Source organism: Gemmatimonadales bacterium, from assembly GCA_030697825.1.
GTDB lineage: Bacteria > Gemmatimonadota > Gemmatimonadetes > Gemmatimonadales > JACORV01 > JACORV01.
This window is the reverse complement of sequence record JAUYOW010000199.1, coordinates 46442-58757: the sequence shown is the minus strand read 5'-3', so window position 1 is coordinate 58757 and position 12316 is coordinate 46442. Positions and strand designations below refer to the sequence as shown.

The following is a 12316-nucleotide window of genomic DNA, read 5'->3' as shown; positions in this document are numbered from 1 at the left end:
GCGCTTCTGCGCCTTGGTCAGGTCGAACGGGAGGTTCTCGCGCAGCCTCGTGGTCAGGTCTTTCCTCACCTCGAAGCTGATCCCCGCGCGCGAGCGCTTGGCCAGCCACCGCGCCCGGGCCAACACGAGCTGGAGCAGCACCAACTCCTCAAAGGCAAGTCGTCGCCTCCCCTGCTCCGCCTCCTCGATCCTCGCGGGACGGTGCACCATCCGGAGCGCTTCCGGGAGCGGCGTCACGTCCGCCGCCAGGCGCCACGCGGAGGGCAGCTCTTCCGCGACCAGCGGGAGCAAGGCGCCCAGGTGATGCTCGTAGAGGGAGCGCATCTGCCTGACGGTGAGCCCCTCGGTGACCGGATACACCGGCAGGACGATCCCGCGCGCCGGGGCCTCCTCTTCTTCACCACCCAGGACGATCCACTCGCGCGGCTGGAGTTGCTTGCCGTGGAAGTGCTTCATCGGACCGGAGGCGAGGAGGAGCATTCCCTTGGTGATGCTGCGCTCGAGGAACGGCCTCCCCGGCCACCCACACTCCAGCATCCCGCTCTCGTCCTGGAGGACGCACTGGAAGACGCGAAGTCCCCGGCGCGTGGGGATCACGGCGGTCGAGATGACGCGGCCCACGACCGTCACGTCCTCGCCCGGCGCGCCCCCCCGCGCCCGCGCGATCGGCGTGACGGTGGTCGCGTCGAGGTATCGGAACGGGATGTGATGGAGGAGATCGCGCGCGGTACGGATGCCGAGGTGGGACAGCAGCTCCGCGCGACGCTCACCTACGCCCTTGAGGTACTGGACGGAAGTGGCGAGGCGGAGCCGTGGGTCAGTCTTCGAGAAGCCGCTTGGCATAGGTCCGGGGATCGAACACTTCCAGATCATCCGCACTCTCGCCCACGCCCAGGAACCGGACCGGGAGCGCCAGCTCGCGCCGGAGCGCGACGACGGTGCCGCCGCGCGCCGTCCCGTCCAGCTTCGTCACTACCAGGCCGGTGATCCGCAGCGCCGCCGCGAACACCTTGCCCTGCTGCACCGCGTTCTGCCCGGTCGAGCCGTCGAGCACGAGCAGCGTCTCGTGCGGCGCGCCGGCGGAGCGCTTCCCGACGACCCGCGCGACCTTTTGCACTTCCTTCATCAGGTCATCCTGGGTGTGAAGCCGGCCGGCGGTATCCACGAGCACCGTGTCGAGGCCGCGCGAGGTCGCCGCGTCCACCGCATCGAAGGCGACCGCCGCCGGGTCGCCGCCGCCGGCGCCCTTCACGCACGGCAAGCCGAGCCGTACCGCCCATTCCTCGAGCTGCTGCACCGCGCCCGCGCGGTAGGTGTCAGCCGCCGCGAGCAGCACCCGGCGGCCTTGACGGGCGAGCCGCTTGGCGAGCTTCGCCGTCGCCGTCGTCTTCCCCGAGCCGTTCACGCCGACCATGAGGATCACCGTAGGGCCCGGGTCGCCGCGCGCGATCGCACCGGGGTCGCGGCCGTCCGCCGGGTCCAGGATCGAGACGAGCCGCTCCTCGAGCGCCGCGCGCACGTCGTCCGCGGACTGGAGCTTCCCGCGCCGCACGCGGTCCGTGACGTCCGCCACCAGTTCCATCGTCGCGGTCACGCCCAGGTCGGCTTCGATGAGCGTTCGCTCGAACGCGTCGAGCTCCGCGCGCCCGAGCCCGCGCACCAGCACGGCGACATCGGTGACCGCGAGCCGTCTGATCCTGGACCACAACCCCATCACCAGAACACCTCCCCGCACCACACCATCACCTCATCACCTCATCACCTCATCACCAACTCATCGCAACCCCATTCTCCTCCTCGCGATCCATTCGGCGAGCAGCGCCAGGAGCGCCGCCCAATAGACCAACTGCACATGGCGGAGCGGAAAGGGTTCTCCTGCTTCCTCCATGGCGAGCCCCGGCTGCGAGGAAAGCACCGGCGCCCGCGGCAGGAACTCGGTGGCCCCGCGCGCCAGTGAGTCGCGCGCCGCGACCAGTGACGACTGCTCTCCACCGCGTTCTTCGAGCAACCAGTCAGTGAGCGAGGCAACCAGCGCGCGATACCCTTCGGCCGCGACCCCGCCCCTGCTGGCCCAGCGCCACAGCCCCGTGGCGCCCAGGGTCACGACGCGCCGCCCACCGAACGTGGTGCCCTGAACCACCGGTCGGGAGCGGCCCCGCCGGTCGAGCTGCGCGGTGAGCCCCGTCCACGCGATCGAGTCGGCGCGGATGTCGAGCACCGCTTCGAGCGGGGGCAGACTCTCTACGGCCACGCCACCCAGAGCCGCGCCCACTGGGGACGCGAACTCGGGCGGCATCACGTACCAATCCCCTGGCGTACCACCGCCGTCCCGGCGTTGGGTCGGCCAGCGCCACAGCCCGCGCCGCGCCGAACGCGCGATAGCCTCGACGCCGGCTTCGGTTCCGTGCGCCACGACCAGGCTCGCACGCGCCGCCGCGCCTTGCACCAAGGCGTCGCTAACCGGCGTCAGAGTGCGGGCATCACGCCAGGTGCCACCCGCCACGCGCACGAAAACCTGCACGGGCGACCCAGCAGTCGCGGCAAGCGTCGTGGCGAGCCAGCGCGAGTCCCAGTCCGGGCTGTCGGAAAGGAGCGCGATCGCCCCAGCGCGCGTTACCGCGGAGAGGCTCGCGCGGCGGTCGTCGCGCGGCTCCGCATCCCCGGCGATCCCGCTGGCCCGCGCTTCGTAGCGCCGCACTTCACGATCGCCCACGGGTGGGGCCGGCACGAACCTGAGGTCGCGACGGAAGTTGCCACCCGCACCGACACCGATGCGCACCCGGGCCACGACCCGGCCCTGCTCCGACAGCTCCACGGTTACGCTGTCGCCCGGTCTCGACCCGGAGGCAACGATGTCCACGGTGGCGGTCGCCGTGTCTCCCGCACGAAGCGCCGCCGGCAGGTCGAGCCCGGCTATTCCCGCGTCCGGTCTCGCGGGTCTCACCAGCACGACGATCCGCGCGCGGCCAAGCAGATCCGACGGCACCGCGGTCGCGTCGTCGAGGGCGCCATCGGTCACGATCGCCACGCGGCCGCCGCGCGAGGCCGCCTCGCGCAACGCCGGCAGCAGACGGCTTCCATTTGCCGACGGGGTCGCGCCTTCGGCCCACATCCTCGGCTCGTCGCCGAAGAGCACGATCCGCCCACCGCGGCCCGCGATCGCACGCGCCGTATCCACCGCCGCACGCCACCGCGCGTCCCCTGCCGGCTCGCTCATGGAGAGAGATCCGTCCAGCAGCACGGTAGTCCCGTCGGCCCCCGCGCTCCGGCACCCCGGGTTCACCAGCAGCGCGGCGACCGCACCCCATGCGGTCGCTCTCAACAGTGCCAGCGGCACGCCGGACGGGCCCACCCTCTCAACCAGTAGATAGAGCGCAAGCGCGGCTCCCGCCGCGAGCAGCCCTACGAGGACGACGAGCACGCCAGCGCCTCCTTGAGCGTGAACCGCTGTTCGAAGAGCGCTCGGCCCACGACTGCCCCGGCGAGGCCCGCTTCGCGGATCCGCTCGAGGTCGCGGAGGCCGTTGATCCCTCCGGAAACGATCATGTCAACGCCCGCATCGCGCGAGAGCGTCGCCGCATCCTCCACGTTCGCGCCGAGGAGCGAGCCTTCACGGGAGAGATCGGTGTGCACCGCGAGCACGAGACCGGCCGCGCGCGCCCGCTGGAGCAATGCGGGCGGGGTCACGGCGGCGGCTTCCGGCCAGTCTCGCGCCCAGAGCGACCCGTCCCGCACGTCCACGGCGATGGCGAGGAAGTCCTCACTGAAGAAGTCCGCCGTCGCCGCCAGGTCATCCACGGACTCGGCGGCGCGCATCCCCAGCACCACCCGTTGCACGCCGAGGTCGCGCATGCGAAGCGCGTCGTCCGCCGTGCGGATGCCGCCTCCCGCCTGCACCGGTATCGGCAGCCGCTTCACCAGCGCGGCTACGAGCGCGGTCTGGTCGCCCAACCCGAAGGCTCGGTCCAGGTCCACGACGTGGACCCAACCAGCGCCTGCCTCGAGGTAGCTGTCTGCCACGGCGAAAGGGTCGGGATGGTAGAGCGTCTGCTTCGTGGCGTCGCTGCGCGACATGCGCACGACCCTTCCGGCGCGGATGTCGATGGCGGGATAGAGTTCCACAGGGAGAAAGCTACCGAACCCCCCCGAGGGGCGGAGTTCAGGTCGCGGTGTGGGGCTGGGCGGTCCGCGGCTCCAGCAGCTCCAATAGGCGCGCCTTCTCCGGCTCGAACTCCGTCCGGCGTGCGGCCGGCACCGGCTCGCCCGAGCCGACGCTGAACTGCCGGCGTGGGTTCACCGCCCTGCCGTTGATCCGCAGCTCGTAGTGCAGGTGCGGGCTCGTCGCGAGTCCGCTCGCGCCCACGTATCCGATCGTCTCGCCCTGGCTCACCCGCGCCCCCACGTGGACGCCCGCGGCGAAGCGCGAGAGGTGCGCGTATCGGCTGCTCGCAGTCCCGTTGTGACGGACCTCGACCAGGTTGCCGTAGCCGCCCATCCGGCCGGCTACCGTGATGGTCCCGTTGCCGACGCTCCGCACCGGCGCGCCATATGCGGCGCCGAAATCGATGCCCAGGTGCGGGCGGTAGTGGCGGAGGATGGGGTGGAAGCGTCGCCTGCTGAAGCCGGAACCGAGGCGCTTGAACTCGAGCGGCGTGCGCAGGAAGTCGCGCTTCATCGAGCGGCCCTGCTCGTCGTAGAACTCGGTGCGGTCGCCGTCGTCGAAGCGGAAAGCATACAGGTGGCGGTTCGACGCGTCGATCCGCGCCGCGACGATCCGGCCGTACCGCACCTCTCCCTCGATGGACACCAGCCGCTCCGCCACCACGCGGAAGCGGTCACCCTCCTGGATGTCGCGCGAGAAGTCCACCACCCAGTCGTAGACCTCGGCGAGGCCCCACACCAGCTGGCTGCGCGCTTCAGCCGGCAGCGTCTCGTCACCGACCGCCGCGTCCATCGCGTCGTAGAGCGTGGTGCGGATCGTCCCTTCGACGGTCAGAGGCTCGACGCGCCACGGGATGCGCTCCACCGACGCCGACCAGCCCGTGTCGGCCCTGGTCATCAGCAGCCGCGAGTCGTACGAGACCCGCACCGCCACAGCGTGCGGCGTCTCTTCCCCGTGCCGCTGGCGGAAGGTGAAGACCAGCCCGCTGCGTAGCCGGTCCGGATTGAAGTTCCTCACTCCGCGTGCGAGCGCGGTCCAGTCCACGTCGTTCACGCCGCGCCGGGCGAACAGCTGCGATACCGTCTCGTTGGCGCGGAGCGTGTCGCTGATCAACCGGACCGGCGCCGAGGCTACGACCACCGGCGGCGCAGTCTTGAGCCCGCCGAGGTAGCCCGCGCGACGCGCGCCCGAAGCGCCGACGCCGAACAGGAGCGCCAGCAACGTCACGAGGACGGTCCGTTCGTTCCTGGAGAGTAGCGTCAATCCATCTGCCTTCTGATGAAGGTAGGGATCTCCATGTCGGACAGCGGCTCCGCCGATCCCTGTACCGGCCGTGAGACCGGACCGCCCGGTCCCGCGCCCGAAGGACGCCGCCCTGACTGCGTCGCGCCCGCCCCGCCTGCCGCCGCGGCCTGCTGCGCCACGCTGCCCGAGGCGCGCACCACGCCGGACTGCCGCTGCGGGAACTGGATGACTCCCGGCGCCCTCACCGGGCCCGCCGCCTGCTGCTCCTTCCGGTCGAACCCGGTCGCGATCACCGTCACTCGGATCTCGCCTTCCATCGACGGCTCGATGACGCTGCCGAAGATGACCTCGGCTTCGTCACCCACTGCGTCGTGGATGATCTCCGAGACCTGGTGTACCTCGCCCAGGGTAAGATCGTTCCCTCCGGTGATGTTGACCAGCACCCCGGTCGCCCCGTTGACGGAGATGTTGTCGAGCAGCGGGCTTGAGATGGCCTGCTGCGCCGCCTCCATGGCCCGGCTCTCGCCCTTGCCGATCCCCGTTCCCATGAGAGCGGAGCCGCCGTTCTGCATCACCGTGCGGACGTCGGCGTAGTCCACGTTCACCAGCCCCGGCCGGGTGATCACTTCGGAGATGCCGCGAGTGGCGTTGAGCAGCACTCCGTCGGCGACCTTCAGCGCGTCGGGGAACGGGACTCCCTTGCCCACCACCGCCATGAGCCGCTCGTTGGGCACGACGATCATCGTGTCAACGTATTTGCGCATCTCGGTGATGCCCATCTCGGCCTGCCGCATCCGCTTCTTGCCCTCGAAGAGGAACGGCTTGGTGACGATGCCGATGGTGAGGACCCCCATCTCCTTGGCCATGGAGGCGATGATCGGCGCGGCACCGGTGCCGGTGCCGCCCCCCATGCCACAGGTGACGAAGATGAGGTCGGCGCTCTGGATGGCCCGCCCCACGTCGTCGCGGTTCTCCTCGATGGCCTGGCGGCCGATCTCGGGCCGCGCGCCGGCCCCGAGGCCGCGCGTGAGCTTCTTCCCGATCTGGACCTTGATGTCCGCCCGGTTGTTGATGAGCGCCTGGGAGTCGCAGTTCACCGAGATGAACTCGACCCCGGTCAAGTGCTCCTCGATCATCCGGTTCACCGCGTTGCCGCCGCCGCCGCCCACGCCGATGACTTTCATCCGCGCGTTCTGCGTCACGGACTCCTCGAGCTCGAAGATGCTCATGGGTGCGCCCCTCGCTCCGCTGGTCTCAGAAGAAATCAGTCAGCCATCGCCGGACCGAGCCCAGGACCCGGTCCACCGTTACCGCGCGTACGCCCGCCTGGGCCGCGCCCCGCGCCTGCTCCTGCATGCCGTACAGCGCCAAACCCGTTGCGGTGCTGAAGCGCGGCTGCTCCACCGCGTCGGTCAGGCTCCCCGCCAGCGCCCGCCCCGGCATCCCGAGACGCACCGGCATCGCGAACACCTCGCGCGCCAGCTCGACCACACCCGCCAGCTGCGCCGTCCCGCCCGTCAGCACCACCCCAGCCGCCAGCTTCCCCACGTATCCCTCGCGCTCGATCTCGCGCGAAACCATGGAGAGGATCTCCTCCAGGCGCATGTGGATGATGTGCGCCAGGAGCTCCCGCTGGACCTGCCGAGATCCCTGCCCCGCCGTCCCCGGCAACTCGATCATCTCCGCCGGGTCCACCAGCGGCTCGTACGCGAGGCCGTAGCGTTCCTTCAGCCTCTCCGCGTCGGCCTGCGTAACCGACAGCCCTTGAGCGATGTCGCTCGTGACGTGCAGGCCGGCGAACCCGAACGTGCCGACGTGCCGGAACTTCCCGTCCTGGAAGATCGCCAGGTCCGTACTTCCGCCGCCCAGCTCGACCAGCGCGACACCCAGTTCCTTCTCGTCGTCCGTCAGCGTGGCGTAGCTCGCCGCGAGCGGCTCCAGCACGAACCCTGTCACGTGATAGCCCGCCCGCTCGACCGACTTCCGGAGGTTCTGCGCGATCGAGCTCGACATCGTGACGATAAAGACGTCCACCTCGAGCCGCGTGCCGGTCATCCCCGCCGGGTCGGAGATCCCGCGCTGCCGGTCCACCAGGTACTCCTGCGGCAGCGTGTGCAGGATCTCGCTGTCGGGCGGCAACACCACCGCGCGGGCCACTTCGATGACCCGCTGCACGTCCGTGTCGCGGATCTCCGGCGACGTCACGTTCACGACCCCAGGCGAGGTGATGGCACGCACGTGCTCGCCCGCGATCCCGACGTACACCCCGTCCACCTTGAAGCCCGCCATCCGCTCGGCCGCGGCCACCGCTTCCATCACGGAGCGCGTGGTCTCGTTGATGTCGCGCACCACGCCGCGCCGCATCCCGCTGGTCCGCGAGCGCCCCACCCCGAGGATCCGCGCCTCGGGTGTACGCGGCAACCCGCCCCCGATCTCCGCGATCACAGCGCACGTCTTGGTCGTGCCGATGTCGAGACCGCAGACCAGCCGCTCCCGCATCAGGCCGCGCCACCGGTAGCTGCCGCGCGCGGCCGCACGATCACCCATCCCTTGAACCTCGCATCCAATTCCCGCCAGAGTACCGCGCGGGCCGCCAGATCACGCCGCACCGCCGACACCGATCGAATCACTTCCGGGTCCATCGGCGCCTCGAAGCGCACGATTCCTTCCTCGAGCTCGAGCTCCACTGCTCCCCCACGGCCCGCCCGCGCCGCCGACACCTCGGCAAAAAGACCGGGGTCCGTCGCCTGGATCTGCGCCAGCGCCGCAAGCACCGCCGGCTCGACCCTTGCCACGACCGGGGCATCCACGGGCGCGCTCGCCGGATCGTACGGGAGCGGGCGACCGTCGCGCCCCACCGGCACCAGCCCCACCGGTCCTTCCGCGAGCGCGACCGGCTCCACTTCGCGCAAGCTCACCCGCAGCGTCCCGGGCAATCGTCGCTGGACCTGCGCCTCCGCGACTCCCGGCATCGCGCGGATCCGCCCCTCGAGCGCGTCCAAGTCATCCCACACACTCGCCGGCTGTCCGAGCCCGAGTGCCCTTACGACTTCATCGGCGGGCAGATACCGCGCGCCAACCACTTCCACGCGCCGCACCGCGAAGAACGCCATGGGACGCAGGGCCAAGGGGCCCCACCATGGCAGCGCGACCGCGATGATCACCGCCGCCGCCAGGGCGACCCGCTTCTTTCCTTCCGCCATGACCGCCCTACCGCCTTACCAACAGATTCAGCAGCTCGCGGCCGACCGTGGTCACGTCCCCGGCACCCATCGTCAGGATCAAGTCGCCGGGACTCGACAGGTCCCTCACTCGTTCCGCCAACTCCACGCGCCGCGGAACCCACACGACCTTCTTCGCACCCGCCGCCTCGGCCGCCCAAACCACGACCTCGCCAGTCACCCCGGGAATCGGAGCCTCGCGCGCCGGGTAAACGTCGGCTACCACCACCACGTCGGCCGCCGCCAGTGCCCGACCCATCGCCGCCCCGTGGTCCCGCGTCCGCGAGAAGAGGTGCGGCTGGAAAACTCCCACCAGCCGTCGGGTAGGGTACGCCTGGCGCGCCCCCTCCAGGGTCGCTGAGATCTCCCCCTCATGGTGGGCGTAGTCGTCCACGACCACTACACCCTGGCTCTCCCCGACCAACTCGAACCGGCGGCCTACGCCGGCAAACTCCGAGAGCGCCCCAAGAACCGGCCCGAGCGGAGCCCCCAATTCCACGGCGACCGCCAATGCGGCAGCCGCGTTTCGAACATTGTGGAGGCCGGGAACCCGGAGCCTCAGCTCGACGGCCTGACCGCCTGGGAGCGTCACTGTTGCGACGCTTCGTCCTTCGGCCCGCTCGACGACCTGGATACGGACATCGGCCGTCGCGGAGAGGCCCACCGTCCAGGTAGGCCGACCGGCCATCCCAGCCACCTTCAGCGCCGTCGCGTCGTCGCCACCGATGATCACCCTGCGTGCCGGACCCGCGAACTTCGCGAACGCCTCCTCAAGCGCGTCCATGCTTCCATAGCACTCGAGGTGATCGGCTTCAACATTATTTATGACAGCCACTTGCGACGTCAGCGCGAGAAACGATCTATCGTACTCGTCAGCCTCTACGACGAACAGGTCGTCGCCGCCGATGCGCGCGTTCCCGCCCCAACTAGCGACGCGGCCGCCAGCGATTCCCGTGGGATTCAGGCCGGCGGCCGCGAGAGCTTCGGTCGTCATTACCGTCGTCGTCGTCTTGCCATGCGTCCCGGCGACGGCTACGACCCGGCCAGGTGAGATCGCGGCTGCCAGTGCTTCGGCGCGGCGCACGACTGGCAAGCCAAGTTCGCGCGCGCGCTGGAGTTCCGGATGATCGGGCGGCACGGCGGAGCTGACCACGACCGCGCGCACCCCATCGAGATGACTTGGATCGTGCCCGGCGACTACCGTTCCACCCGCCCGCCGTACATCCGCCGAGCTCGCCGCACCACCCGCACCCTCAGCGTCCCGGTCGCATCCGGTGACTGCCACACCCCGACGCCGAGCAAGGAGTGCCAGTGCACTCATCCCAGCGCCGGCAACCCCCATGAAGTGCACAGGGCGAGGGTCGTCGGGGGCGAAAAGCCGCATCAATGAGCGGCTAATCTAAAACAACACCGATGGTTGCGAAAGAGTGGGTGCTAACTTTTCGACAGGATCTCAAGGCCCTTCGCGGCGATTTCACGACCGGCGTTAGGGCGGGAACGGCTTCGCGCGGCGGCACCGATGTCCGCCAATCTTGCAGGGTCGTGCAGCAGCTGGGAGACGCGTTGCCCCAGCGCCTCACCGGTCGCCGAGACCTGCTCCAGGAGCACCGCTGCGCCTGCCTCCTCGAGCGCTCGAGCGTTGGCCAGCTGGTGCCCGGCGGCCGCCATCGGAAGGGGAATGAGGACGGACGGAAGACCCCACGCAGTGACCTCGGCGAGGGTCATGGCACCAGAGCGAGCCACCACGAGGTCGGCGGCTGAGTAGGCCCGTTCGATCGGATCGATGAAAGGCTCCACCACGATCCGACCATGAACCGCATAGCCGGAAAAGGCTGAGTAGGTACCCGGCCCCGTCTGCCAGACCAGGTTGGCATCCTTCGGCCAGTATCCTCCCACGAGGGCGTCCCGCACCGACTGGTTGATCGCGAGCGCCCCCTGACTACCCCCCATTACAAGCACCACCGGGCTCTCGGGTGAGAACCCGAGCCGGGACTTGGCCTCACTCTTCGGTGGCAGGACCTCGGGGGGTGGCTGAATCGGGTTCCCCGACACGAACACCTGGGTATCCGGTCCCGGCCGCAGGTGCTTCCTCGCCTCTGGAAAGCCGAGATGAATCTGGCGCGCCTTCCCCGCCAGCCAACGGGTTGCCAGACCGGGGTAGGCGTTCTGTTCCTGGATGAGGCTGGGAACCCCGAGCGCCATGGCGGCACCGACCACTGGCCCCGACACGTAGCCGCCCGTCCCGACTACCAGACCGGGGCGCTCCCGCCGCAGGATCCCGCCGATGGCCAGGATGGACCGGGTGAAGCTCACGGGCAGGGCGACGTTCTTCCACCACTGCCCGCGGCGGAGGGGCTCCAGCGGCAGTAGCACGTAACGCCACGGGCGCTGGGTCAGGACGCCGGCCTCCACGCCCCGCCTGCTCCCGACGAAGAACGGTTGAATGGAAGGGTCGAGCCGCACCATCTCTTCCGCTAGAACGAGCGCTGGCATCAGGTGGCCGCCGGTCCCGCCGCCCGCGAAGAGCACCGTGGTCAAGCGACCACCTGTCTGCGGCGGGTGCCGAGGTTCACGAGGAGTCCGGACGCGATCATGGAGATGATGAGTCCTGACCGGCCGTGCGAGATGAAAGGCAGCACCAGCCCGGTCGTCGGCACGATCCCGACCCCCACCCCCATGTGCAGGAAAGCGTCAGTGCCCACCATCGCGGCAAGCCCGACCCCGAGGTACTGGCGGAACGGGTCGGCGGCGGCGCGCGCCAGCCTCAGCGCCAGGAATACATACGCCGAGAAACAGGCGACGAGGAACACGACTCCGACGAAACCCCACTCCTCGGCGATGGTGCTGAAGATGAAGTCGCTGTAGGGATAGGGTAGGAACCCGAGCTTCTGCTGCCCTTGCCCGAATCCCACGCCGAAGAGCCGGCCCGCGCCGATGCCGATCAGCGACTGGTCCACCTGGTACGAGTCGCCGAGCCGGCCGGCGCCGGGATCCAGGAACGACGCCATCCGCAGGACGCGGTACTGCGCGCCCTCGATCTGGCTCCAGACCAGCCGGAGAGCGGCCATCCCGAGGAGGATGAAGTGGCCGATGCGCGCTCCGGCCGCGAAGAGCACCAGCAGGGCGAGGAAGCCGATGACGACGGCGGTCGAGAGGTCGGGCTCGAGCAGGATGAGCGCCGAGAGCGGCGCCACGACCACCAGCACGGGCAGCAGCCCCTTGCTGAGACGTTTGACCTCCGCGCCCTTCTTGGCGCAGAGCATCGCCGTCCACGTCACCACGGCGAGCTTGGCGATCTCCGACACCTGGATCGAGACGCCGAGGTTCAACCAGCGGCGCGCGCCGTTGATTCGGGGCGCGATGGCGTACGTGAACGGGAGGAGCAGCACCACGAGCAGCGCGAGCGTCACCAGCACGATCGGCCACGCGAGCCGGCGCAGGCGATCCAGATTAACGCGCGAGGCGAGCAGGAACAGCAGCCCTCCGGCCGCGGCGCCCACGGCCTGGTCGAGCCCGCGGGCCGAGCCAAGGGCTCGGCCTCGCTCCACCAGCGAAGACGACGCCCCGTAAACTGACGCCAATCCGAACACGACGAGGACCGCCGTGAGAATGACGAGGAGACGCGACTCCCAACCGAGGACCCACTCCTTCCGCCCTCTCGCCACCCTACCTCCGCGGACCGACGGAT

11 protein-coding genes are annotated in these 12316 nt (G+C 69.9%); all 11 read right to left on the bottom strand.

Translation table 11 applies throughout. From position 1 onward, the window contains the following. On the bottom strand, positions 1–843 hold an 843-nt coding region (locus Q8Q85_10675; GenBank protein ID MDP3774717.1), incomplete at its 3' end, for a hypothetical protein. Then, entirely contained in the window at positions 818–1735 is a 918-nt protein-coding gene (ftsY, locus tag Q8Q85_10670; GenBank protein MDP3774716.1) for a signal recognition particle-docking protein FtsY, read from the bottom strand. The genes ftsY and Q8Q85_10675, both read right to left, overlap by 26 nt. Before the next feature lie 39 nt (positions 1736–1774). Continuing rightward, positions 1775–3421 (bottom strand): hypothetical protein, encoded by a 1647-nt coding sequence (locus Q8Q85_10665; protein ID MDP3774715.1) that lies wholly within the window; start codon positions 3419–3421, stop codon positions 1775–1777. Next, positions 3403–4122 carry a 1-(5-phosphoribosyl)-5-[(5-phosphoribosylamino)methylideneamino] imidazole-4-carboxamide isomerase gene (locus tag Q8Q85_10660; protein ID MDP3774714.1) on the bottom strand — a complete coding sequence of 240 codons (720 nt, stop codon included), beginning with the start codon at positions 4120–4122 and terminating at the stop codon, positions 3403–3405. The genes Q8Q85_10665 and Q8Q85_10660 overlap by 19 nt, the downstream gene beginning before the upstream one ends. A gap of 37 nt (positions 4123–4159) precedes the next feature. Beyond that, positions 4160–5389 (bottom strand): peptidoglycan DD-metalloendopeptidase family protein, encoded by a 1230-nt coding sequence (locus Q8Q85_10655; protein ID MDP3774713.1) that lies wholly within the window; start codon positions 5387–5389, stop codon positions 4160–4162. A 32-nt stretch (positions 5390–5421) separates the two neighbouring features. Next, positions 5422–6636, bottom strand: a complete 1215-nt coding sequence (ftsZ, locus tag Q8Q85_10650) for a cell division protein FtsZ (protein MDP3774712.1) — start codon at positions 6634–6636, stop codon at positions 5422–5424. 25 nt (positions 6637–6661) lie between these two features. Then, a complete protein-coding gene (ftsA, locus tag Q8Q85_10645; protein MDP3774711.1) occupies positions 6662–7954 on the bottom strand; it encodes a cell division protein FtsA in 1293 nt (430 codons plus the stop codon). Further along, entirely contained in the window at positions 7906–8610 is a 705-nt protein-coding gene (locus Q8Q85_10640) for an FtsQ-type POTRA domain-containing protein (protein MDP3774710.1), read from the bottom strand. Before Q8Q85_10640 ends, ftsA begins: the two co-directional genes overlap by 49 nt. A 7-nt stretch (positions 8611–8617) precedes the next feature. After that, positions 8618–9970: a UDP-N-acetylmuramate--L-alanine ligase gene (gene murC, locus Q8Q85_10635; protein MDP3774709.1), complete on the bottom strand. Its 1353-nt coding sequence runs from the start codon at positions 9968–9970 to the stop codon at positions 8618–8620. Between the two features lie 92 nt (positions 9971–10062). After that, positions 10063–11157, bottom strand: coding sequence for an undecaprenyldiphospho-muramoylpentapeptide beta-N-acetylglucosaminyltransferase (gene murG, locus Q8Q85_10630; protein MDP3774708.1), 1095 nt, complete (start codon positions 11155–11157; stop codon positions 10063–10065). A gap of 5 nt (positions 11158–11162) precedes the next feature. After that, entirely contained in the window at positions 11163–12293 is a 1131-nt protein-coding gene (locus tag Q8Q85_10625) for an FtsW/RodA/SpoVE family cell cycle protein (GenBank protein ID MDP3774707.1), read from the bottom strand. Positions 12294–12316: the final 23 nt, after the last annotated feature.

Bases quoted from the DNA above. Each gene is read 5' to 3' on its own strand.
- murC (MDP3774709.1), bottom strand. From the start codon at position 9,970: ATGGGGGTTGCCGGCGCTGGGATGAGTGCACTGGCACTCCTTGCTCGG.
- ftsZ (MDP3774712.1), bottom strand. From the start codon at position 6,636: ATGAGCATCTTCGAGCTCGAGGAGTCCGTGACGCAGAACGCGCGGATG.
- Q8Q85_10640 (MDP3774710.1), bottom strand. From the start codon at position 8,610: ATGGCGGAAGGAAAGAAGCGGGTCGCCCTGGCGGCGGCGGTGATCATC.
- ftsA (MDP3774711.1), bottom strand. From the start codon at position 7,954: ATGGGTGATCGTGCGGCCGCGCGCGGCAGCTACCGGTGGCGCGGCCTG.